At 50.3% G+C, this 21,515-nt stretch carries 21 protein-coding genes, 4 tRNA genes and 1 other annotated feature; of the genes, 19 read left to right on the plus strand and 6 right to left on the minus strand.

Features of this window, described 5'->3' with window-relative positions; all coding sequences use genetic code 11:
- The first annotated feature begins 286 nt into the window (after nucleotides 1-286).
- The 9 genes from csrA to luxS all read left to right on the plus strand — a co-directional run bounded on the left by csrA (nucleotide 287) and on the right by luxS (nucleotide 4,696).
- Nucleotides 287-472, plus strand: coding sequence for a carbon storage regulator CsrA (csrA, locus tag DCH402_RS04695; protein ID WP_005972168.1), 186 nt, complete (start codon nucleotides 287-289; stop codon nucleotides 470-472).
- Between the two features lie 303 nt (nucleotides 473-775).
- Nucleotides 776-868: transfer RNA gene (locus DCH402_RS04700), tRNA-Ser, on the plus strand.
- 7 nt (nucleotides 869-875) lie between these two features.
- Nucleotides 876-952: transfer RNA gene (locus DCH402_RS04705), tRNA-Arg, on the plus strand.
- A gap of 57 nt (nucleotides 953-1,009) precedes the next feature.
- A tRNA-Arg gene (locus DCH402_RS04710) sits at nucleotides 1,010-1,086 on the plus strand.
- 57 nt (nucleotides 1,087-1,143) lie between these two features.
- Nucleotides 1,144-1,220: transfer RNA gene (locus tag DCH402_RS04715), tRNA-Arg, on the plus strand.
- 179 nt (nucleotides 1,221-1,399) lie between these two features.
- The gene (gene yqaB, locus DCH402_RS04720; protein ID WP_040000052.1) at nucleotides 1,400-1,966 is read left to right on the plus strand and encodes a fructose-1-phosphate/6-phosphogluconate phosphatase; all 567 of its coding nucleotides are present in this window, start codon (nucleotides 1,400-1,402) and stop codon (nucleotides 1,964-1,966) included.
- Complete coding sequence (locus DCH402_RS04725) at nucleotides 1,963-2,391, plus strand: YqaA family protein (RefSeq protein WP_040000054.1); 429 nt, start codon at nucleotides 1,963-1,965, stop codon at nucleotides 2,389-2,391. The genes yqaB and DCH402_RS04725 overlap by 4 nt, the downstream gene beginning before the upstream one ends.
- A gap of 70 nt (nucleotides 2,392-2,461) precedes the next feature.
- On the plus strand, nucleotides 2,462-4,012 hold the full coding sequence (gene gshA, locus DCH402_RS04730; RefSeq protein WP_040000056.1) for a glutamate--cysteine ligase: 1,551 nt from the start codon (nucleotides 2,462-2,464) through the stop codon (nucleotides 4,010-4,012).
- A gap of 168 nt (nucleotides 4,013-4,180) precedes the next feature.
- Nucleotides 4,181-4,696 (plus strand): S-ribosylhomocysteine lyase, encoded by a 516-nt coding sequence (luxS, locus tag DCH402_RS04735; protein ID WP_040000058.1) that lies wholly within the window; start codon nucleotides 4,181-4,183, stop codon nucleotides 4,694-4,696.
- Nucleotides 4,697-4,781: 85 nt separating this feature from the next.
- Here the strand turns inward: luxS and DCH402_RS04740 are convergent, their stop codons facing one another.
- Nucleotides 4,782-5,576 carry a cytochrome C assembly family protein gene (locus DCH402_RS04740; RefSeq protein ID WP_040000060.1) on the minus strand — a complete coding sequence of 265 codons (795 nt, stop codon included), beginning with the start codon at nucleotides 5,574-5,576 and terminating at the stop codon, nucleotides 4,782-4,784.
- A gap of 172 nt (nucleotides 5,577-5,748) precedes the next feature.
- Here DCH402_RS04740 and ffh point away from each other — a divergent pair, with 172 nt between their 5' ends.
- The 5 genes from ffh to rplS all read left to right on the plus strand — a co-directional run bounded on the left by ffh (nucleotide 5,749) and on the right by rplS (nucleotide 9,290).
- Entirely contained in the window at nucleotides 5,749-7,110 is a 1,362-nt protein-coding gene (gene ffh, locus DCH402_RS04745; protein WP_040000062.1) for a signal recognition particle protein, read from the plus strand.
- Between the two features lie 158 nt (nucleotides 7,111-7,268).
- A complete protein-coding gene (gene rpsP / locus DCH402_RS04750; RefSeq protein ID WP_012768742.1) occupies nucleotides 7,269-7,517 on the plus strand; it encodes a 30S ribosomal protein S16 in 249 nt (82 codons plus the stop codon).
- 18 nt (nucleotides 7,518-7,535) lie between these two features.
- Nucleotides 7,536-8,084 carry a ribosome maturation factor RimM gene (rimM, locus tag DCH402_RS04755; RefSeq protein ID WP_040000065.1) on the plus strand — a complete coding sequence of 183 codons (549 nt, stop codon included), beginning with the start codon at nucleotides 7,536-7,538 and terminating at the stop codon, nucleotides 8,082-8,084.
- Between the two features lie 40 nt (nucleotides 8,085-8,124).
- The gene (trmD, locus tag DCH402_RS04760; RefSeq protein WP_040000067.1) at nucleotides 8,125-8,880 is read left to right on the plus strand and encodes a tRNA (guanosine(37)-N1)-methyltransferase TrmD; all 756 of its coding nucleotides are present in this window, start codon (nucleotides 8,125-8,127) and stop codon (nucleotides 8,878-8,880) included.
- Between the two features lie 62 nt (nucleotides 8,881-8,942).
- Nucleotides 8,943-9,290, plus strand: a complete 348-nt coding sequence (gene rplS / locus DCH402_RS04765; RefSeq protein WP_012768745.1) for a 50S ribosomal protein L19 — start codon at nucleotides 8,943-8,945, stop codon at nucleotides 9,288-9,290.
- A 77-nt stretch (nucleotides 9,291-9,367) separates the two neighbouring features.
- Here rplS and DCH402_RS04770 read toward each other — a convergent pair whose 3' ends face one another.
- Both DCH402_RS04770 and DCH402_RS04775 read right to left on the minus strand, forming a co-directional pair.
- Nucleotides 9,368-10,318: an SAM-dependent methyltransferase gene (locus DCH402_RS04770; RefSeq protein WP_040000068.1), complete on the minus strand. Its 951-nt coding sequence runs from the start codon at nucleotides 10,316-10,318 to the stop codon at nucleotides 9,368-9,370.
- 317 nt (nucleotides 10,319-10,635) lie between these two features.
- Nucleotides 10,636-11,013 (minus strand): DUF2799 domain-containing protein, encoded by a 378-nt coding sequence (locus DCH402_RS04775; RefSeq protein ID WP_040000069.1) that lies wholly within the window; start codon nucleotides 11,011-11,013, stop codon nucleotides 10,636-10,638.
- A gap of 594 nt (nucleotides 11,014-11,607) precedes the next feature.
- On the opposite strand from DCH402_RS04775, the gene DCH402_RS04780 reads away from it, so the two are divergent.
- Both DCH402_RS04780 and tyrA read left to right on the plus strand, forming a co-directional pair.
- Nucleotides 11,608-12,672, plus strand: coding sequence for a 3-deoxy-7-phosphoheptulonate synthase (locus DCH402_RS04780; RefSeq protein ID WP_040000070.1), 1,065 nt, complete (start codon nucleotides 11,608-11,610; stop codon nucleotides 12,670-12,672).
- A 12-nt stretch (nucleotides 12,673-12,684) separates the two neighbouring features.
- Nucleotides 12,685-13,803 carry a bifunctional chorismate mutase/prephenate dehydrogenase gene (gene tyrA, locus DCH402_RS04785; RefSeq protein ID WP_040000071.1) on the plus strand — a complete coding sequence of 373 codons (1,119 nt, stop codon included), beginning with the start codon at nucleotides 12,685-12,687 and terminating at the stop codon, nucleotides 13,801-13,803.
- 96 nt (nucleotides 13,804-13,899) lie between these two features.
- On the opposite strand, the gene pheA is transcribed toward tyrA, so the two are convergent.
- The 3 genes from pheA to bamD form a co-directional block, all read right to left on the minus strand.
- The gene (gene pheA, locus DCH402_RS04790; protein ID WP_040003379.1) at nucleotides 13,900-15,057 is read right to left on the minus strand and encodes a bifunctional chorismate mutase/prephenate dehydratase; all 1,158 of its coding nucleotides are present in this window, start codon (nucleotides 15,055-15,057) and stop codon (nucleotides 13,900-13,902) included.
- Between the two features lie 22 nt (nucleotides 15,058-15,079).
- Nucleotides 15,080-15,206, minus strand: a sequence feature (Phe leader region).
- Nucleotides 15,207-15,445: 239 nt separating this feature from the next.
- On the minus strand, nucleotides 15,446-15,781 hold the full coding sequence (raiA, locus tag DCH402_RS04795; protein ID WP_040000072.1) for a ribosome-associated translation inhibitor RaiA: 336 nt from the start codon (nucleotides 15,779-15,781) through the stop codon (nucleotides 15,446-15,448).
- A 287-nt stretch (nucleotides 15,782-16,068) separates the two neighbouring features.
- Nucleotides 16,069-16,800, minus strand: coding sequence for an outer membrane protein assembly factor BamD (gene bamD, locus DCH402_RS04800; RefSeq protein WP_040000073.1), 732 nt, complete (start codon nucleotides 16,798-16,800; stop codon nucleotides 16,069-16,071).
- 133 nt (nucleotides 16,801-16,933) lie between these two features.
- Here bamD and rluD point away from each other — a divergent pair, with 133 nt between their 5' ends.
- From rluD to clpB, 3 genes are all read left to right on the plus strand, one after another.
- Complete coding sequence (gene rluD / locus DCH402_RS04805) at nucleotides 16,934-17,911, plus strand: 23S rRNA pseudouridine(1911/1915/1917) synthase RluD (RefSeq protein ID WP_040000074.1); 978 nt, start codon at nucleotides 16,934-16,936, stop codon at nucleotides 17,909-17,911.
- A 4-nt stretch (nucleotides 17,912-17,915) separates the two neighbouring features.
- Complete coding sequence (yfiH, locus tag DCH402_RS04810; protein WP_040000075.1) at nucleotides 17,916-18,656, plus strand: purine nucleoside phosphorylase YfiH; 741 nt, start codon at nucleotides 17,916-17,918, stop codon at nucleotides 18,654-18,656.
- Nucleotides 18,657-18,790: 134 nt separating this feature from the next.
- Entirely contained in the window at nucleotides 18,791-21,364 is a 2,574-nt protein-coding gene (clpB, locus tag DCH402_RS04815) for an ATP-dependent chaperone ClpB (RefSeq protein ID WP_040000077.1), read from the plus strand.
- Nucleotides 21,365-21,515: the final 151 nt, after the last annotated feature.

Consider the following 21,515-nt stretch of genomic DNA (forward strand, 5'->3'; position numbering starts at 1 on the left):
ATGACTAAGAGTAGTTTTGGCGTTTTTGGTTTGCGGTAAGGATTGCCGCAAACAAGACTGATGAATAGGCCATCTGTGGCGTGTCGTAGATGGCCTTTAACGCGTCTGGTTGTGATAACAAAAAGCGCAAGCTGTCTTATATCGACTAAACTGAACACTAGTAACAAACAATGAGTGCGATGATGAGACATTTTCGTCATCCAGGTTTACGTCTTCCCTAACCATGATGGATAATGACGGGAAAACGGAGAGACCTGACTCTTTATAATCTTTCAAGGAGCAAAGAATGCTTATTTTAACTCGTCGAGTTGGCGAAACCCTCATGATCGGCGATGAGGTCACGGTTACCGTACTAGGAGTAAAGGGCAATCAGGTCCGTATCGGTGTGAATGCGCCGAAAGAAGTATCTGTACATCGTGAAGAGATTTACCAGCGTATTCAGGCAGAGAAGTCTCAGCCTACCTCCTACTGAATTGAATAGCGTCTCGTATCGGCGAGGCGCTGTTGTTCGTATTTTTTATCTGCTCCCGTGTTTCTGTTTTCTGCCAGTAAATGGTTGCCCTGATGTTTGTTGTTGTGAATGGGAATAACTGGTTGTTTTATTGGCGATAAAGCAGGCTTTTTGTCGTTAATCTGTTCTGGTTGGGTGCGAAGTGTTCAAACGGAACTGATATCGGAAAAATTGTTTGACTTATAAGACCGGGAAAGTAATATGTGCGCCACGCAGACAGGTGAGCGCTGAATGAGAAAAAATTCAGTGATTACAGGTCGGCAAGGTGAGGTGGCCGAGAGGCTGAAGGCGCTCCCCTGCTAAGGGAGTATGCGGTCAAAAGCTGCATCGAGGGTTCGAATCCCTCCCTCACCGCCATTAATATGCATCCGTAGCTCAGCTGGATAGAGTACTCGGCTACGAACCGAGCGGTCGGAGGTTCGAATCCTCCCGGATGCACCATTAATGTGATGTTTTCAGTAATACAATTTAAGAGAAGTTTTCAGTAAGTCTTGATATGCATCCGTAGCTCAGCTGGATAGAGTACTCGGCTACGAACCGAGCGGTCGGAGGTTCGAATCCTCCCGGATGCACCATTCTCCTGATGCTGTTTCCTCTTGTTGTAACCGTATAGTCTGCATAGTTTCCGAAATGCATCCGTAGCTCAGCTGGATAGAGTACTCGGCTACGAACCGAGCGGTCGGAGGTTCGAATCCTCCCGGATGCACCATTCTGATTGTCATATCCTCCTCGTCTTCATTCAGTGTTAATCAATCTGTTACAGAAACTCGCGTATTGCTGTTGTGTTGTAAATCTATTTCACTGTTTTTTATAAGGTTATTGAGTAAGCGACAACGTTTTTACTTTGCGCTAAAGTAATCGTCTCTTTTCGATGGGTACGGAATCATGATGTACGATCGCTATCAAGGCCTCATATTTGACATGGATGGCACCATTCTTGATACGGAACCAACCCATAGCAAGGCCTGGCGGCAGGTGCTGGCAAGGTATGGTATGAGTTATGACAGCGATGCCATGGCCGCACTGAATGGTGCACCGACCTGGCGTATTGCTGAGGTCATTATCAATCAGCACCAGTCTGATCTTGATCCTCATGCGCTGGCGGCAGAAAAAGCCTCTCTGACTGAAACCATGCTAATGGATACGGTACAGCCGTTGCCCTTGATCGAGGTGGTCAAGGCATACCATGGCCGTCGACCGATGGCTGTTGGTACGGGAAGTACACACGGTCTGGCGGATCGTTTGTTACGCCATCTCGGCTTACGTGAGTATTTTTCTGCATTAGTCGGTGCCGATGATGTACAACGCCATAAGCCATTTCCTGATACGTTTCTGCGTTGTGCCACATTAATCCAGGTGGTTCCTGAGCATTGTATTGTGTTCGAAGATGCTGATTTTGGCATTCAGGCAGCTACCAGTGCAGGTATGGCAGTGGTTGACGTAAGAACATTGTGAATGAGTTCTGGGCAGTATTTTCTTTGTTCTGGAGCAGCTTCCTGAGTGCTACGTTGTTGCCGGGCAGTTCGGAAGTTGTACTGGTGTCGTTATTATTAACCCACAGCGCCAGCCCGCTATTGCTGGTTTTTATTGCCTCTATCGGCAATACGCTAGGGGGAATGACCAATATTATTATTGGGCGTCTGGTGCCTGAAATTAAGCCGCAAAAAGGATTAAACACTGCACGTTACTGGCTGCAGCGTTATGGTACGGCTGCACTCTTGTTTAGCTGGGTGCCGGTAGTCGGCGATATATTGTGTGTCCTGGCCGGATGGCTGAGGATGCCGTGGGCCAGTTCAATAATCTGTATTTTTATCGGAAAAGCGGTGCGTTACCTGATAATCACAGGTGTGACGCTGAAATGGACGATGGGAGCCGGGTGAGTTGTAATGACGATAGTTGCCCCCATATACCTTAATTAACATAACTACATCTTCATAGCGGGAGGTCAATTTGATCCCGGACGTATCAAAGGCGCTGTCCTGGCTGGAAAAAAATCCTCAGTCTGTAGCAGGGATCCAGCGTGGTATTGAGCGTGAAACACTGCGTGTGATGGCAAATGGGCATCTCGCGACTACTGGGCACCCGGAGAAACTGGGGGCCGCGCTAACTCACCCCTGGATTACGACGGATTTTGCTGAGGCGCTACTGGAGTTCATTACGCCGGTTGATAAGGATGTCGATCACCTTCTCACCTTTTTGCGTGATATTCATCGCTATGTCTCGCGTCATTTGGGTGATGAGCGTATGTGGCCGTTGAGTATGCCTTGCTTTATCGGAGCAGGGCAGGATATCGAATTGGCGCAGTATGGTTCATCGAATATTGGCCGCTTCAAAACGCTGTACCGTGAAGGCTTGAAGAATCGCTACGGAGCATTGATGCAGACCATTTCTGGTGTGCATTATAATTTTTCATTGCCGTTAGCATTCTGGCAAACCCGTGACGGTATTAGTGATGCCATCACCGGCAAGGAAGTGATTTCCACAGGTTATTTTCAACTGATTCGTAATTACTACCGCTTTGGCTGGGTGATTCCCTATCTATTTGGAGCATCTCCCGCCATCTGTTCTTCTTTCCTGCAAGAGAAAGAAACTCACCTGCCGTTTGAGCGTTCTAAAGGCATGCTTTATCTGCCGTATGCGACATCGTTACGCTTGAGCGATTTGGGGTATACCAATAAGTCGCAGAGCAATCTTGGGATTACCTTCAATAGCCTGGAAGGTTATGTTTCGGCACTGAAAAAAGCGATACGTACGCCTTCAGAAGAGTATGCCAACATTGGTCTCAAGAAAGATGGGCGTTATCTGCAGTTGAATACCAATGTGCTGCAGATTGAAAACGAATTGTATGCGCCGATTCGTCCCAAGCGAGTGACCCGTCAGGGCGAATCGCCTTCTGATGCGCTGCTGCGTGGCGGTATTGAGTATATTGAAGTGCGCTCGCTGGATATCAATCCATTTTCGGCTACCGGGGTCAGCGCTGAGCAGGTTCGGTTCCTTGATCTGTTCCTTATTTGGTGCGCGCTGGCCGATGCGCCGGAAATGAGCGAAGCCGAATTGCTGTGTACACGTAAGAACTGGAACCAGGTCATTTTAGAAGGGCGCAAACCGGGGCAGACGATAGGAATGGGGTGTGATACGGCACGTCAGCCTATTGCTGAAGTTGGCCGAGCGCTATTTGCTGACTTAAGGCGTGTTGCAGAATTGTTGGATCAGGGACAGGCGAAGCCGTATTATCAGCAGGTCTGTGATCAGTTGGTTGAAGGATTTTATGATCCGGAAAAAACCTTCTCGGCCCGTATTCTGGCGATGATGCTGGAACATGGCAGCGGTGGCGTCGGTCTTCAGTTATCTGAACAATACCGCAAACAACTGCTGCAAGAGCCTCTGGAGGTACTGTCTGAAACTCAATTTGCCCTGGAGTGTGAACGTTCATGGCAGCACCAGCGTCAGCTGGAATCTGAGGATACATTGAGTTTTGATGCTTATCTGGCCGGGCAGTGAGTGCGATATAAAAGAAAATGCCACCCGATTGTCACCGGGTGGCTAAAGAAACATCTCTGATAATAGGGATGATGATAATAAATGCGCGTCTTTCATATGTTATGACCGGTATCGGTAAAAAAAGTTTCCTGGAAACGAGAAATAAATTTTTCATGAGGAGGTGGCAATATGCCATTACTGGATAGTTTTACTGTCGATCATACTCGTATGGCTGCACCTGCTGTTCGAGTGGCCAAAACCATGACAACCCCTCATGGTGATACGATTACCGTGTTTGATCTTCGTTTCTGTCGTCCTAACTATGAGATCATGCCTGAACGCGGTATTCATACGCTGGAGCATTTGTTTGCTGGCTTTATGCGTGATCACCTCAACGGAGAGGATGTGGAAATTATTGATATTTCTCCTATGGGGTGCCGTACCGGCTTCTACATGAGCCTGATTGGTACGCCGGAAGAGCAACGCGTTGCCGATGCCTGGAAAGCGGCGATGGCTGATGTCCTAAAAGTCACTGATCAGCGTAAAATTCCAGAGCTGAACGAATATCAGTGCGGTACCTATGAGATGCATTCCCTGACTGAAGCGCAGGATATTGCTCGCCATATTTTAGATAGTGATGTTCTCGTTAATAAAAACGACGATTTGGCCTTGCCGAAAGACAAACTGGCTGAGTTGCACATCTAAGTAACGCAAAGCCTATAGCTGTAAAAAAGAGAGCTTCGCTCTCTTTTTTTGTGTCCGCAGTATTCCCGGCGTGAGATAGCGATCGTCATTGGGCCAGGAAGTTCTGGATTACCCGGCTGCCAAAGTAGGAAAGCGTCAGCAGCAACGCGCCGATAAGGTTGAACCAGATAATCCGTCGTCCGCGCCAGCCTTCATGGTAGTGCCCCCAAAGCAGAAGAATGTAAACAAACCATGCCAGCAGCGAGAACAACGCTTTATGCAGATTCTCTTTATTGCTGAGCAAGTCATTCATATAGATTAGCCCGGTGCATAACGTTAACGTTAATAAAATGACGCCAACCTGGGTGATGTGGAACATCTTGCGCTCGATACCCAGTAATGGTGGCATGTCGGCGGCAAAACCCAGTTTCTTGGTTTTCAGCATGTAGTCCAGCAACGCCAGTTGCAGCGCATACAACGCGGCGATCATCAGTGTGGCATAAGCAAACAACGCCAGACCGATGTGTACCATCAAGCCCGGTATCGCTTCGAGGTGGGTGATAAATTCGCCGGGCATGAAGCTGGCAAACGCCAGATTAATGAAGGCAAAGGTATAGACGATAGGCAACAGGAACCAGCCGCGATTGCGCGATGCCACAACGGTCATCACGGTACAGATAATCAGGCTTATCAGAGAGCCAATATTCAACAGACTCAGGTTTTGACCGACCTGCACATCGAAAATACGCTGATACAAGGCCACTGCATGGCAGGCCAGGGCGATCGTGGCGGATACTACTGCCAGACGGCGGTAGGTTCCGTTTTTTCGCACCAGACTGGGAATAATCAAGCCCAGACTGAGGAAATAGGCCGCTAAAGCTACAATGGCGAACACAGACATAGCGATGGGTTATTCGATATCAACTGAGTAAAATGAGAGGTCAGTATAGCCGGAGTCGCCACCGTCACCAACCAGTTATCCGTGCCGTCGCACGCAGATTGGTCTGGCTTTCGTGTTATACTCTTCGCCATTCGCGTCGCGGTAGCGGCCAGTTTCACATTGAGCATGAGATATGTTTGAAAATTTAACCGATCGACTATCGCGCACTCTGCGCAATATCAGCGGCCGTGGGCGGCTGACGGAAGACAATATCAAGGATACGCTGCGTGAAGTTCGTATGGCGCTGCTGGAAGCTGATGTGGCGCTGCCGGTGGTGCGTGATTTCATTAACCGTGTCAAAGAGCAGGCGGTAGGTCATGAAGTCAACAAGAGTCTGACGCCGGGGCAGGAATTCGTCAAGATTGTCCAGAATGAGCTGGTGGCCGCCATGGGCGAGGTCAACCAGGCGCTTAATCTGGCTGCCCAGCCGCCAGCGGTAGTGCTGATGGCGGGTCTACAAGGGGCGGGTAAAACCACCAGCGTTGGTAAGTTGGGTAAGTTCCTGCGCGAAAAGCAGAGGAAGAAAGTGCTGGTTGTCTCGGCGGACGTGTATCGCCCGGCGGCGATTAAGCAGTTGGAAACGCTGGCGCAGACCGTCGGTGTTGACTTCTTTCCTTCGGAAGCACATGAAAAACCGATTGATATCGTCAATCGCGCGCTACAGCATGCCAAACTGAAGTTCTACGATGTTCTGCTGGTGGATACCGCCGGTCGTCTGCATGTCGATGACGCCATGATGGACGAAATCAAGCAGGTGCATGCGTCGATCAATCCGGTAGAAACCCTGTTTGTGGTTGACGCCATGACCGGTCAGGATGCGGCGAATACGGCCAAAGCATTTAACGAAGCGCTGCCGTTGACCGGGGTGATTCTGACCAAAATCGATGGTGACGCTCGCGGCGGTGCTGCACTCTCCATCCGCCATATCACGGGTAAACCGATCAAGTTCTTAGGTGTCGGTGAGAAGACCGATGCGCTAGAGCCTTTCTACCCGGACCGTATCGCTTCGCGCATTCTTGGTATGGGCGATGTGCTCTCGCTGATTGAGGAGCTGGAAAGCAAGGTCGACCGTTCTCAGGCTGAAAAACTGGCCAAGAAACTGAAGAAAGGTGATGGTTTTGATCTGACCGATTTCCTGGATCAACTCAAGCAGATGCGCAACATGGGCGGCATGGCCAGCATGATGAGCAAATTGCCCGGCATGGGGCAGATCCCGGATAATGTGAAATCGCAGATGGATGACAAGGTGTTGGTGCGGATGGAAGCGATCATCAACTCCATGACGCTGCAGGAACGCGCCAAACCTGAAATTATCAAAGGTTCACGTAAGCGCCGCATTGCGATGGGTTCGGGTATGCAGGTGCAGGACGTCAACCGGCTGTTGAAACAGTTTGATGATATGCAACGCATGATGAAAAAGATGAAGAACGGCGGTTTGGCCAAGATGATGCGTGGCATGAAAGGAATGATGCCACCAGGTTTTCCGGGCCGTTAAGACGTAATGTATGACCCCGAAAGAAAAGTCGATGGTGCGAACGCATGGTTTTAGATTGCTTTTTGCACCAAAATGAGTAAAATATTTGGGCTTTTTATATGACACTGGGCCCCGTTCCTCGATGGGGCCCGGTTGTTTTATTAACTAAAGAGGATGTTATGGTAACAATTCGTTTGGCACGTGGCGGCGCTAAAAAACGCCCGTTCTATCAAGTCGTTGTGACCGATAGCCGCAATGCGCGCGACGGTCGTTTCATTGAGCGCGTAGGTTTCTTCAACCCGATCGCTACCGGTAAAGCAGAAGGCCTGCGCCTGGATCTTGACCGTATCGAGCACTGGGTTGGTCAGGGCGCTACCGTTTCTGATCGCGTTTCTGCGCTGATCAAAGACGCGAAAAAAGCAGCGTAATCTGTTGCGGTGGTGGTAATGAGCAAGCAACTCAGCCCGAAAGCCCCGGTCAACCCGGTTGTATTGGGAAAATTGGGGTCGACGTACGGCATTAAAGGTTGGCTCAGAGTGTTTTCATCCACCGAAGACGCCGAAAGCATTTTTGATTATCAACCTTGGTTCATCCGGAATAAAGGGCTGTGGCAACCGATCGAGATCGAGAGCTGGCGGCACCATAATCAGGACCTGGTCATTAAACTGAAAGGTATTGACGAACGGGAAGCGGCGAATTTATTGACCAATTGCGAAATTGTCGTGGATTCAGCTCAGTTACCTGAACTGGATGAAGGCGATTATTACTGGAAGGATCTTATTGGTTGCGACGTTGTCACCATAGGTGGCTATGAGCTGGGAAAAGTCATAGACATGATGGAAACCGGTTCGAATGACGTCCTGGTAGTAAGAGCCAACCTGAAAGATGCTTACGGGGTCAAGGAACGGTTGATTCCGTTTCTGACCGAACAGGTTATCAAGCATGTTGACCTGTCTACTCATCGTATTGAAGTAGACTGGGATCCTGGTTTTTGAACTCTGTAATGTCTGCAGTTAATGAGAGTGGAACGGTGCTATGTGGATTGGGGTGATTAGCCTGTTTCCTGAGATGTTTCGCGCCATTACTGATTATGGAGTCACTGGCCGGGCAGTAAAAAATGGCCTGCTGAGCGTACAGTACTGGAGTCCTCGCGACTTCACTTACGATCGACATCGCACGGTGGACGATCGCCCTTATGGCGGCGGTCCCGGTATGTTGATGATGGTGCAGCCCTTGCGGGATGCTATCCATGCAGCGAAAGCAGCGGCAGGCGAAGGGGCTCGGGTGATTTATCTATCACCGCAGGGTCGCAAACTGGATCAGCAAGGCGTACGTCAACTCGCCGCACATCAGAAGATGATTCTGGTTTGCGGAAGGTACGAGGGCATTGATGAGCGAGTCATTAAAACCGAAATTGACGAAGAATGGTCAATCGGCGACTACGTTCTCAGTGGTGGCGAACTGCCGGCAATGACGCTGATTGATTCGGTTGCCCGGTTTATCCCCGGCGTACTGGGTCATGAGGCTTCGGCACAGGAAGATTCTTTTGCCGATGGATTGCTGGACTGTCCTCACTATACCCGGCCTGAAGTGTTGGAAGGCATGGATGTACCGGCAGTATTGTTGTCGGGCAATCATGCGGAAATACGCCGCTGGCGTTTGAAGCAGTCGCTGGGCCGAACCTGGCTTAGAAGACCTGAACTTCTGAAAAGCCTAGCTCTGACTGACGAGCAAGCAACGTTGTTGACTGAGTTCCAACGGGAACACCAGTCTGGGCAACACGAGTATTAGGTGGTCGCTGAGGCAATGCCGGCGAACCCAAATATCAGTTTACCTAGGGTAAGAGACATATTATGAGCAATATTATCAAGCAGCTTGAACAAGAGCAGATGAAGCAAGACGTACCTGCGTTCCGTCCGGGTGATACCGTGGAAGTGAAGGTATGGGTCGTTGAAGGTTCTAAAAAACGTCTGCAGGCATTCGAGGGCGTGGTTATCGCAATTCGTAACCGCGGTCTGCACTCTGCATTCACTGTTCGCAAGATTTCCAACGGCGAAGGCGTAGAGCGCGTATTCCAGACGCACTCTCCGGTAGTGGATAGCATTACCGTTAAGCGCCGTGGTGCTGTGCGTAAAGCCAAACTGTACTACCTGCGTGAGCGTGCTGGTAAGTCTGCTCGTATCAAAGAGCGTCTTAACTAAGCATACGCTTTCGCAACATCCGAAAGCGATAAGGGGTGGCATTTGCCACCCCTTTTTCTTTGGTACTTTCCTCTGTGCTATGCCGCGCTTTCCGTTTTCCGGGCGATAACGGTAGGGTACATAGACATGCGGTCATCGATAAAGCGTATGTCGTGAAATCCGGCGTTTTCCAACTGGCGCTGTGTCTGATGGTGGGTACGAAATGCTGTCCACTTTGCTTCCAGAATGCGTGAGAACAGCAAATGTTGTAAGGGAAGTAAGTGCTGCTCTTCCTCGGTGACTTTCCAGGGCGATTCCGACGACAACACCGGAGGAGGTGTCAGGAAACTGGTGATCATTATGCCGCCTGGTTTTAGCGCATGATTGAATGCACGATAAAGATCGGTGACTCGTTCATCATCCTGCTCATACACGTTGAGCCCATTGCTGGTGAGAATATCTGCCGGTTCAGGGAGTTGTAATGACCAGGCATCACCCTGCAACAACGTGATGTGATTATCACAATGCTGTTGTCTCGCTAGCGAATCCGCTGCTTCCAGCGCCTGATGATCCAAATCTACGCCGATTAACCGTACATTCTGATGGTGAGAATAGTCCAGCAGCAGTAAATCACCCATCAACCCACAGGGGACCGAGGCCAGAACCATTCCATCATATAGCCGTGATTGCAACTGCTGGCGGAAAATGCGAAACCGTTCACGGGTAGCGAGTACGGCTGGTAACCGTTCATAGATCAATCGTTCCAGATCACTATGAGAAGAGAGTGTTACGCTGCCGGATGAGTAGGTGACCAGATGATGAGTCCAGTAGGCATTCAATCCCCTGTGCGCCAGTAAGAAACGGCCCAAATCGAATGTCGACAGCTCTTCGGCGATCGCGATTTGCTCTTCTACTGTAGCACCGGGAAGATCCCCCGCCTCTTGTAGCCTGATTTTGACTGCATTAAGCGTCGCGTCGAGATCATCCTTTGTATGTAATTGATGTGACAGCAGTTGCCCTTGTCCAGAATATAGCGACGTGTTTTTCATAATCAGATCCTGTTTGCCAGCTTATTGCGTGCATAAATGAAATGCGGTGAAGGTTAAGCCAGAGCAATGATGGCAAGACAAGATAAACGTGTGCGTTCACTTTCATTTTGTGCAGGTTTTTATTGTGTTTGGTTATTATTTATAATTGTTATTATAAATATGGTTTGTTTTTGTGGGTAGGCGATTTATCTGAAAGCCTGATGATTTGCTCATCAAACAGGCTGTACATCCAGATCCCCCTGCGGGGTAACGTAAAGGGGATATAATTCCGTATGGAATAACTTTTATATAACAATGCGTTATACGAGGTGCGTGCGTTAGTGGGCAGCGCCGCCGGCAAGTGGAAGGCTATCTGCCGCATGCTGCCACACTTTTTTTAACCCATCGGCATCACCGGCACTATCACAACTGGCAGGAAACGGCTTTCCGGCTCGTCCCCAGGCTTCGACATTATCGGGATGGCACCACGCTGTCTGGCCAGCCCGGTACCCGTCCAAATAAGCATGGCGATCTACATCCGGGTTGCCGAACCACTCCGACAGAGTTTCATTATCTTTAACGATCAATCCGTTGGCGGCATCTTTATACCCCGCGTCATACCAGAAGTTTTGCCCACTACTCGTCGGTGAGATTGATGGAACGGATTGGCATGCGGTAAGTAACAGCAATCCTATCAGTACTATGCCATGTTTCATGGTTGAACCTATGCAACTCTCTTCTGGGTAGAGGAATACCGCTAATATTACGCAATTCTCTGTTTTTTCTTTAACGATTTCAGATAGCAAACCGTATTTACAGGCTGGAGAAAGACTGGCGTTGCCTTTCTCGCGATAACGCCGACATTCACGGGATCCGCTTATCCAGATTAAACAACAGGGTGTGTATATTTTTGTTTACGATTGGGATGTGGCGTTTATCCGGTCATTTTAGCCGATGCACCTCAGTGTGCTTATGACGAAGCGAATGGATTCGTTTGTGGGTATCGATGATAGCTATCTTGCATGGCCTATCCGATAAGCCAATGAAGTCCATTTACCGTAATTAAAGCTCCCGTCTCCTAAAAAGAGACACTCGGTTGACAAACGTCCTTGTCTGATTGTCCCGGTAATTAAGATAAGATTTCCGGGTCCACGACATCCGTTTTGTGATTCTGATAGCGTTTTACGGTAGTAACTTTAACTTTACACCAATGGCTTGAAAAATTTACGAACCATATGTTAAGGTGTGAACCTGCTACAGACAATGACGATCGAGCCCTTCATACCAAAGGAACAAACAGGATCACCATCATGCAAAAAGACACGCTCAATAACATTCATATCAGCGCCGAACAGATTCTTATTACTCCTGACGAGCTGAAAGCTAAATTCCCGCTGAATGAACCAGAACAGCAGGCGATTGCTCTATCTCGTAAAACCATTGCCGATATTATTCATGGTAATGATAAGCGCCTGCTGGTGGTGTGTGGTCCCTGTTCTATTCATGATACCGATGCCGCACAGGAATACGCACGTCGTCTCCAATCCTTGTCTGCTGAATTGAGCGATCGGCTGTACATTGTTATGCGTGTCTATTTTGAGAAACCCCGTACCACCGTCGGCTGGAAAGGGTTGATCAATGATCCCTATATGGATGGTTCCTTTGATATGGAAGCGGGGTTGCACATCGCCCGAGATCTGCTGCTGAAATTGGTAAACATGGGGTTGCCGCTGGCGACCGAGGCATTGGATCCCAATAGCCCGCAATATCTGGGAGATTTGTTCAGTTGGTCGGCAATCGGCGCCAGAACTACCGAATCACAGACGCATCGTGAAATGGCTTCCGGGCTGTCTATGCCGGTAGGTTTCAAGAACGGTACAGACGGTAGTTTGGGAACCGCCATCAACGCGATGAAAGCGGCGTCAATGCCACATCGTTTTGTTGGTATCAACCAGAGCGGCCAGGTTTGCTTATTGCAAACACAGGGTAATCCTGATGGACACGTCATCTTGCGTGGCGGCAAGAAGCCGAACTACAGTGCGGAAGACGTCGCTGAGTGTGAAAAACAGATGCGCGATGCAGGACTGAATCCGGCGCTGATGATAGATTGTAGCCACGGTAATTCCAACAAAGACTACCGTCGGCAGCCGCTGGTGGTGGAGTCCGCGATTGAGCAGATCAAGTCCGGCAATCGCTCTATCATCGGGCTGATGCTGGAAAGTCATATCCATGAAGGTAATCAGTCTTCCGAACAACCGCGCGCAAACATGCGCTACGGCGTGTCGGTAACCGATGCCTGCATCAGTTGGGAAAGCACAGAAACATTGTTGCGCTCGGTTCATAAAGAGTTGAGTGCGATAAGCGCCAATCAGTAAGGAGAAGAACAGATGGTCGCTGAACTGACCGCACTGCGTGATCAGATAGATGAGGTAGATAAAGCATTATTGGCGTTGTTGTCACGTCGGCTACGTCTGGTGGCGGAAGTCGGCGAGGTAAAGAGCCGTTATGGTTTGCCAATTTATGCACCTGATCGGGAAGCAGCGATGCTGAGTTCACGACGTAAAGAGGCCGAAACACTGGGGGTTCCTGCGGATTTGATTGAGGATGTTCTGCGTCGGGTGATGCGGGAATCCTACGCCAGTGAGAATGACAAAGGGTTCAAAACGCTCTCTCCGTCACTGCGTCCGATCGTGATCGTCGGGGGACGTGGACAGATGGGGCGCCTGTTCGACAGGATGTTGACGCTATCCGGCTATCAGGTCCGTATTCTGGAGCAAGAGGATTGGCCGCAAGCGGAAACCCTACTGGCGGATGCCGGTATGGTTATTGTCAGTGTTCCAATTCATGTCACTGAAGACGTGATAGCCCGTCTGCCCAGATTGCCGCATGACTGTATTCTGGTGGATTTGGCCTCAGTCAAGAATGGCCCATTACAGGCGATGCTGGCGGCGCATCACGGTCCGGTGTTAGGTCTGCACCCGATGTTTGGCCCGGATATCGGTAGTCTGGCGAAACAGGTTGTGGTGTATTGTGATGGTCGTCAGCCGGAAGCTTATCAGTGGTTACTGGAACAGATTCAAGTCTGGGGTGCCCGGTTACACCGTACCAGTGCCGTGGAACATGACCAGAATATGGCATTCATCCAGGCGTTACGGCATTTTGCGACCTTTGCCTATGGCGTACATTTGGCAGAAGAGAATGTGCAGTTGGAACAATTGCTGGCGCTCTCTTCGCCGATATATCGCCTTGAGCTGGCGATGGTCGGGCGTTTGTTTGCACAGGATCCGCAACTCTATGCTGATATCATCATGTCTTCTGGCAGCAATCTTGCGTTGATTAAGCGCTATTACCAGCGTTTTGGCGAGGCGATTTCGTTGCTGGAAGCGGGAGATAAAGCTGCCTTTATCAGCAGCTTCAAGAAAGTCGAACACTGGTTTGGCGATTATTCGCGGCGATTTATGGCGGAAAGCCGTACTCTGTTGCGTCAGGCGAATGATATCCGCTAGTAGCGTGGGTTTCCTGGAAAACCACCATCCTCGGATGGTGGTTTTTTTATTGAGAAAGGAACGCATATACCTTGGTTGCGCCGGGTATGGTGCGGTTTATGATGGTTCTACCGGCACCACATTTTCGCTGGGGTAACAGCCAAGTACCTTGAGTGAGCGAGTAATGGCAGCCAAACCTTGTAGCGCCTTGTGGGTATTGTCATTACGCAGATTAGCCTGCACATCAATATAAAACATCTCTTCCCATGGGTTGCCGTTTATTGGTCGCGACTCGAGTTTTGTCATCACAATGCCGTGTTCGCGCAAAACCAGCAGCGCTTCTACCAGTGCACCGGATTGTTGCCCGGTCGCCATGATCAACGTGGTTTTCGCGGGAACCTGCTCGGTGACCTCAATCGGTTTGCGAGCCAGGACAATGAACCGGGTGATATTTTGCACCTGATTGGCCAGGTTATGCTCCAGTACCTGCAACTGATAGAGCATGCCACCGGCTTCACTACCCAGCGCAGCGGCATACGGGGAGTTAAGCTCGGCGACCTTTGCCATGGCAGCTGCTGTGCTCTCACAATACTCGATTTTCCAGTGCGGAAACTGGTTGATAAAATTACTGCATTGCTGGAAAGGTTGCGGGTGGCTGTAAACGGTCTGGATCTGGTCCAGTTGGGTATCCACTGCAACCAGTACGCAGTGATCAATCGGGGTAGTCAGTTCGCCGACGATGGACAAACCGGTGTGTTGCAATAGGTCGTAAACATCGTTGATGGAACCAGAACTGGTGTTTTCTATCGGCAGCACGGCGTAATCCGCCTGCCCGGTTTCTACCAGATTGATGATGTCCTGAAAGCGTTGGCAGCCACATTCAACTATCTGGTCGAAATGGCGCGCAGCATACTGACGAGCCGCTAAATGGGAATAGGATCCTTTGGGGCCGAGAAAAGCGATGCGGGCAGAGTGAGATTCGCCAGCATTAAGGTGCTGCTGTAGTAGCGCCTGTTGGGTCAGAACGGAGTCTTCGATAATCAACTGGAACAGACGGGTAATATAGTGACCGTCGAGCTGCCGTTTTTTCCCTTCTTCAACCAGTTGGGATAGCAAATCCCGCTCGCGTTCTTTGTCGCGAATGGGGCGGTGAGAATGCTGCTTGGCTCTCGCCACATCAAGCGCGAGTTCTCGCCGTTGCGCCAACAGGTCGAGCAGTTGTGTATCCAGCGCGGTAATGCGCTCGCGTAGCGCCAGTAATGGATTATCGGTCATGGTGTGTACCTGGTTGCTGTCCAATAAAAAAGCCTCCTGAGTGAGGAGGCTTTTTTTGTTCGTCTTCGTATTTTTACTCACACGACAAATCGGCCCCCGCGTTGGGGAGAGTAAAGAAAAATACGAAGAAGAACAGGTGTTGCGTCATGCTAGAAAATCCTTATTGAGAATATCAATTAAGGTAACTGTTGCCTTTTCATCCTGTCAACACAAAATCGCCGCGAGTAGTGAACAACGCGGGCAGCTTCCCGGTAATGTAAGCGCGTATCGATAGCGTAAAAACGTCTGTAGACAGGTATAAAAAACGCGCCGGACGGCGCGTTTCAGACAACTAACAGAATCTGTCATCACAATAACGGCAGGTGAATAGTATCACCATCCGCCATCGTCATTCTGCCGAAGCCTGTAAATTGACATCCTTGATGCCTGTATCAGCCCGACGTGCTTCGCCTTTATGCTGAGCTTTATTCAACTGCCGTTCCAATTTCGCGATAAGCTCATTGACGGCGGCATACATATCTTCGTGTTTGGCACTGGCTACCAGTGGGCCATTCGGCGTGCTGATGGTAGCATCGGCCACAAACCCCTGAGGCTCTTTAGACAGGATAATATGCGGATTAATCAACTGGGTCTGCCATTTATCCAGTTTGGTGAGACGGTCTTCGACATGCTGACGTATTGCGGGGGTAATATCCATCTGTTTGCTGGTAATGTTGATAGTCATAAAAACTTACCTCTCTGCCTTTTCCGTCTTGGTGATTTCAGCATACCCCTAGCTGATGCAAAGTGGGTGATTTTGATCACTTTTTTTGGTCACTTTTCCGTCATCTGAATTGATTTGTGAGCGGCTTTGGGGAATCGGCGCAGCAAGCTTGTCGCCTTATGAGGGGTGTGCCATTATCTATTAGATGTATTGACGGGATTGTGCGGCTAAATCCAGCATTCCCGGCCATACAAAGAACAACGGCAACCGAAGTTGCCGTGATAATTAAAGGATTCGGGTATATTCCTTCAGGCAGGGTTGGCGGCGATTATCTTGGCTACCTTGTCGGCCTGCGCAGTCAGTTGCAATTCCCGGTAGGCGTTTTCCATCAATGGTAGCGCAGTACGTGTTGCCTGCGTATCAGGATAGTCCTTCAGCATTTGCTCTACACGGTTAGCCACCGCAACATAGGCGCCGCGTTTCGTGTAATACTGTGCGACGGAGAGTTCATATTTGGCCAGACGTTCTTTCAGGAATGCCAGGCGTTTGCTGGTGTCCGTAGCGTACTGGCTGTTCGGGTAGCCCTGGAGTAACTGGCTGAACGCCTTGAATGCCGCACGGGCATACTGAGGATCACGGTCTGAACGATCGACGCCGAAGAAACCTTGCAGCGCGCTGTCATCCTGCGCCATGTTGGTCAGCCCACGCATATACAGGACATAGTCCACGTTTGGATGTGTCGGATTCAGGCGGATGAAACGATCAATCGACGCCTGAGCCAACGGCAACTCGGCGGATTTGTAATAGGCGTAAATCAGGTCTAGCTGGACCTGCTGGGAGTAAGGGCCGAATGGATAACGGTTATCCAACGCTTCCAACTGCGTGATGGCTGCTTTAAAGTTGCCGTCCTGCAGTTTTTCCTGGGCGGTGGCATACAGTTCTGAAGGTGGACGGTCGGGAACCGCATCTTTGGAATTAGAGCAACCAGCCAGCGTCAGGCTCAACGTGGCAGCAGCCACCAGGTATTTCATACGCGTCATGACGATTTGATTATCCTCAGAGTGTTTTTCCGGGAAACTGTCCGTTAAGCTCCCGATTAAGACCAGCTACAATGGTACATTATTTTAAACGGCATCGCCGTTAAAACCCAACGTTAATAAGAAGCAGCATACTATGTCCCAACAAGTACAACTCACCGCGACGGTGGCCGAATCTCAACTTGGACAACGTTTAGATCAGGCTTTGGCCGAATTGTTCCCTGATTATTCCCGTTCTCGCATAAAAACGTGGATTCTGGAACAGCGGGTACAGATTAACGGCAATACGGTCGACAGACCAAAAGAGAAAGTGCTTGGTGGAGAGTCTGTTGCCATTGATGCTCTGATCGAGGAAGAAGTGCGCTGGGAAGCGCAGCCGATTTCGTTGGATATTGTGTATGAAGATGACGATATCCTGGTGATTAACAAACCTCGCGATCTGGTCGTACACCCTGGTGCCGGTAACCCAGATGGTACGGTGCTGAATGCGTTGTTACATCACTATCCAGAGATTGCGGATGTGCCGCGTGCTGGTATTGTCCACCGCTTAGACAAAGATACCACCGGACTGATGGTAGTCGCGAAAACCGTGCCGGCACAGACCAGGCTGGTCGAGTCGTTGCAAGCACGTGAGATCACCCGAGAATATGAAGCGGTAGCCATCGGCACGATGACGGCCGGCGGCACTGTGGATGAACCGATCGCTCGTCATGCCACTAAGCGTACACATATGGCGGTACATCCGATGGGTAAGCCAGCCGTGACGCACTATCGCATCATGGAGCATTTCCGTGCGCATACCCGCCTGCGTTTGCGGCTGGAGACGGGGAGAACCCACCAGATTCGCGTTCACATGGCGCATATCAACCATTCGCTGATAGGCGACCCGTTATATGGCGGTCGTCCGCGTCTGCCGAAAGGGGCGTCCGATGCATTTATCGAGATGCTGCGCAATTTTGATCGTCAGGCGCTGCACGCCACCATGTTACGGCTTTATCACCCGATTAGTGGTATTGAAATGGAGTGGCACGCCGCATTGCCGCAGGATATGGTAGACCTCATTGCCGCACTGAAAGCGGATACCGATGCGTTTAAAGATCAACTTGACTGGTGATGGCATGCCGTTTGACAGCACAATGTTAATTCCTGACTGGCCAGCTCCTGCGACAGTACGTGCCTGCAGCACCACTCGTCTTGGCGGCGTCAGCCATGCTCCGTATGATTCACTGAATTTAGGTAATCATGTAGGGGATGAGCTTCAGCATGTGCAAAACAACCGTCAACATTTAGTTGCTGCAGCCGGATTGCCGGCCATGCCGCACTGGCTGGAACAGGTGCATGGCACACAGGTGATTAACCTTGATCGGGCATTGCCTGATTCGTTGACGGGGGATGCGGCTTATACCACTCGTTCGGATCGCGTATGTGCGGTGATGACTGCTGATTGTTTGCCGGTTCTGTTCTGTTCCGCCGATGGCCGTGAGGTTGCGGCGGCGCATGCTGGCTGGCGTGGCTTGCAAGCCGGTATTCTGGAGCAGACGTTACGCCATTTCCGGGCCGGAGCGGCGGACATTATGGCATGGATGGGGCCGGCGATCGGCCCACAGAAATTTGAAGTAGGGAGCGAGGTTCGTGAGGCTTTTCTACACGTAGACCCAGCGGCCGATTGCGCTTTCGCTCCCCAGAATGATAAATTCCTCGCCGATATTTATCGGCTGGCTCGCTTACGTTTACAGGCCGCTGGCGTCAATCAAGTGTTTGGCGGCGAGTACTGTACGGTCAGTGATGCGCATAGGTTTTTCTCCTATCGGCGCGATGGCGTGACCGGACGTATGGCAACTTTGATTTGGCTGATATAACCTATTGAATTAAGACGATCCGGAGGATTAACGTTTTTCCTTCTATTATTACTGGCAAAATCATCTTGAATTTTTGAGGGATGACCTCATTTAATCTCCAGTAGCAATTTTGACCAGTATGTATGGGAGGAGTTATGCGTCTGGATCGTCTTACCAACAAGTTCCAGCTTGCCCTCGCTGATGCCCAATCCCTCGCCCTCGGACGAGACCATCAATTTATTGAGCCGCTGCATTTGATGAGTGCCCTTCTGAACCAGGAAGGAGGTACCGTTGGCCCTCTGCTGACGGCCGCCGGAGCAAACGTCAGCCGTCTTAAAAATGAAATTGATCAGGCAATCAGTCGTTTACCACAGGTTGAGGGCACCGGTGGCGATGTTCAACCGTCCAGCGAGCTGGTACGGACGCTCAATATCTGTGACAAGCTGGCGCAGAAAAAGGGCGACACATTCATTTCTTCAGAATTATTCGTGCTGGCGGTATTCGAATCGCACAGCGCGTTAGGCGACCTGTTAAAGAATGCGGGAGCCACGCAACAGAACGTGGCTAAAGCCATTGAACAGGTTCGCGGCGGGCAGCAAGTCAATGATCAGAGTGCTGAAGATCAGCGTCAGGCGTTGAAAAAATTCACGATCGACCTCACCGAGCGTGCTGAACAAGGCAAGCTGGATCCGGTTATTGGCCGTGATGAGGAAATTCGTCGTACTATTCAGGTACTGCAACGCAGAACCAAGAATAACCCGGTTTTAATTGGTGAGCCTGGTGTCGGTAAAACCGCGATTGTCGAAGGGCTGGCGCAGCGTATCGTCAATGGAGAAGTTCCCGAAGGGTTGAAGAATAAGCGTGTGCTGGCGCTCGATATGGGGTCGCTGGTGGCGGGAGCTAAATATCGTGGTGAGTTCGAAGAACGTCTAAAAGGCGTGTTGAACGACCTGTCCAAACAGGAAGGCAACGTCATTCTTTTTATTGACGAACTGCATACCATGGTCGGTGCCGGTAAAGCTGATGGCGCTATGGATGCCGGTAATATGCTTAAACCCGCTCTGGCGCGTGGTGAGTTGCACTGTGTAGGGGCGACGACGCTGGATGAATACCGGCAGTTCATTGAAAAAGATGCTGCCCTTGAACGGCGTTTCCAGAAAGTGTTTGTTGCCGAACCGACCGTTGAAGACACCATTGCTATTCTGCGTGGTTTGAAAGAGCGGTATGAATTGCATCATCACGTGCAAATCACCGATCCGGCGATTGTTGCCGCAGCCATGTTGTCACATCGGTATATCTCCGATCGGAAATTGCCGGATAAAGCGATCGACCTGATTGATGAAGCCGCGTCCAGTATCCGTATGCAGATCGACTCTAAACCGGAACCGTTGGATCGCCTTGACCGGCGGATTATCCAGTTGAAACTGGAACAGCAGGCATTGAAGAAAGAATCTGATGAAGCCAGCCTGAAGCGTCTGGAGATTCTGAATGCTGAGCTGGAGCAAAAAGAACGCGAATACTCAAAACTGGAAGAAGAGTGGAAAGCGGAAAAAGCGTCGTTAACCGGCACGCAAAACATTAAGGCGGCGTTGGAACAGGCAAAAATCTCTTTGGAGCAGGCGAGACGCCAGGGGGATTTGGGCCGGATGTCGGAATTGCAGTACGGCAAAATTCCTGAACTTGAAAAACAACTTGCTGCCGCTACACAGGCGGAAGGCAAGACCATGCACCTGCTTCGCAATCGTGTGACAGATGCTGAGATTGCCGAGGTGCTTGCCCGCTGGACCGGTATCCCTGTTTCCCGGATGCTGGAAAGCGAGCGGGAAAAGCTGCTGCGCATGGAGCAGGAACTGCATCAGCGGGTTATTGGGCAGAACGAAGCGGTAGAGGCCGTCGCGAACTCGATTCGTCGTAGCCGGGCCGGATTATCGGATCCTAATCGTCCTATCGGTTCGTTTTTGTTCCTGGGGCCGACCGGCGTGGGGAAAACCGAGTTATGCAAGACGCTGGCGTCGTTCTTGTTCGATAGCGATGACGCCATGGTGCGTATTGATATGTCCGAATTTATGGAAAAGCATTCAGTGTCTCGTTTAGTCGGTGCTCCTCCAGGGTATGTCGGCTATGAAGAAGGTGGGTATCTGACCGAAGCGGTACGTCGTCGCCCTTATTCGGTTATCTTGCTGGACGAAGTGGAAAAAGCGCATCCTGATGTCTTTAACATTCTGCTTCAGGTACTGGATGACGGACGTTTGACTGATGGCCAAGGCCGTACGGTGGATTTTCGCAATACGGTGGTTATCATGACATCCAATTTGGGATCCGATCTCATTCAGGAGCGGTTCGGCGAAATGAATTACAGCCAGATGCGCGATATGGTGTTGGGTATTGTCAGCCATCATTTCCGCCCCGAGTTCATTAACCGTATTGATGAAGTCGTTGTGTTCCATCCGTTAGGCCAAAGCCACATTACATCAATTGCGCAGATCCAATTGCAGCGCCTTTATAAACGAATGGAAGAGCGTGGTTATACCGTGTATATCTCTGATGCTGCGCTGGAGTTGCTCGGCAAATCTGGGTTTGACCCCGTATATGGCGCTCGCCCGCTGAAACGGGCTATCCAGCAGATGATCGAAAATCCGCTGGCCCAGAAGATATTGTCTGGTGCCTTGGTTCCTGGGAAATCGGTTACTTTGGATGTGGAAAACGAAACCATCATTGCCCGTCAATAACGTGAGTCTTTAATACCAAACCCCGGCTGATGTCGGGGTTGGCTTTTTTCTCACCATAATGAGCAGTAAATCGTCATTAGATTGCGTTTTGGTTTAAAAAGTGAGCTGTTGCGCTCTTTTTTGAAAATTACGCTTGTCAGGCCAGAAGAAC

This window comes from Dickeya chrysanthemi NCPPB 402 (assembly GCF_000406105.1).
GTDB lineage: Bacteria > Pseudomonadota > Gammaproteobacteria > Enterobacterales > Enterobacteriaceae > Dickeya > Dickeya chrysanthemi.

Excerpts from the sequence above, each read along its gene's own strand:
- csrA (WP_005972168.1), top strand. The coding sequence starts at position 287 with ATGCTTATTTTAACTCGTCGAGTTGGCGAAACCCTCATGATCGGCGAT.
- yqaB (WP_040000052.1), top strand. The coding sequence starts at position 1,400 with ATGTACGATCGCTATCAAGGCCTCATATTTGACATGGATGGCACCATT.
- luxS (WP_040000058.1), top strand. The coding sequence starts at position 4,181 with ATGCCATTACTGGATAGTTTTACTGTCGATCATACTCGTATGGCTGCA.
- DCH402_RS04740 (WP_040000060.1), bottom strand. The coding sequence starts at position 5,576 with ATGTCTGTGTTCGCCATTGTAGCTTTAGCGGCCTATTTCCTCAGTCTG.
- ffh (WP_040000062.1), top strand. The coding sequence starts at position 5,749 with ATGTTTGAAAATTTAACCGATCGACTATCGCGCACTCTGCGCAATATC.
- rpsP (WP_012768742.1), top strand. The coding sequence starts at position 7,269 with ATGGTAACAATTCGTTTGGCACGTGGCGGCGCTAAAAAACGCCCGTTC.
- rimM (WP_040000065.1), top strand. The coding sequence starts at position 7,536 with ATGAGCAAGCAACTCAGCCCGAAAGCCCCGGTCAACCCGGTTGTATTG.
- trmD (WP_040000067.1), top strand. The coding sequence starts at position 8,125 with ATGTGGATTGGGGTGATTAGCCTGTTTCCTGAGATGTTTCGCGCCATT.
- rplS (WP_012768745.1), top strand. The coding sequence starts at position 8,943 with ATGAGCAATATTATCAAGCAGCTTGAACAAGAGCAGATGAAGCAAGAC.
- DCH402_RS04770 (WP_040000068.1), bottom strand. The coding sequence starts at position 10,318 with ATGAAAAACACGTCGCTATATTCTGGACAAGGGCAACTGCTGTCACAT.
- DCH402_RS04775 (WP_040000069.1), bottom strand. The coding sequence starts at position 11,013 with ATGAAACATGGCATAGTACTGATAGGATTGCTGTTACTTACCGCATGC.
- DCH402_RS04780 (WP_040000070.1), top strand. The coding sequence starts at position 11,608 with ATGCAAAAAGACACGCTCAATAACATTCATATCAGCGCCGAACAGATT.
- tyrA (WP_040000071.1), top strand. The coding sequence starts at position 12,685 with ATGGTCGCTGAACTGACCGCACTGCGTGATCAGATAGATGAGGTAGAT.
- pheA (WP_040003379.1), bottom strand. The coding sequence starts at position 15,057 with ATGACCGATAATCCATTACTGGCGCTACGCGAGCGCATTACCGCGCTG.
- raiA (WP_040000072.1), bottom strand. The coding sequence starts at position 15,781 with ATGACTATCAACATTACCAGCAAACAGATGGATATTACCCCCGCAATA.
- bamD (WP_040000073.1), bottom strand. The coding sequence starts at position 16,800 with ATGACGCGTATGAAATACCTGGTGGCTGCTGCCACGTTGAGCCTGACG.
- rluD (WP_040000074.1), top strand. The coding sequence starts at position 16,934 with ATGTCCCAACAAGTACAACTCACCGCGACGGTGGCCGAATCTCAACTT.
- yfiH (WP_040000075.1), top strand. The coding sequence starts at position 17,916 with ATGCCGTTTGACAGCACAATGTTAATTCCTGACTGGCCAGCTCCTGCG.
- clpB (WP_040000077.1), top strand. The coding sequence starts at position 18,791 with ATGCGTCTGGATCGTCTTACCAACAAGTTCCAGCTTGCCCTCGCTGAT.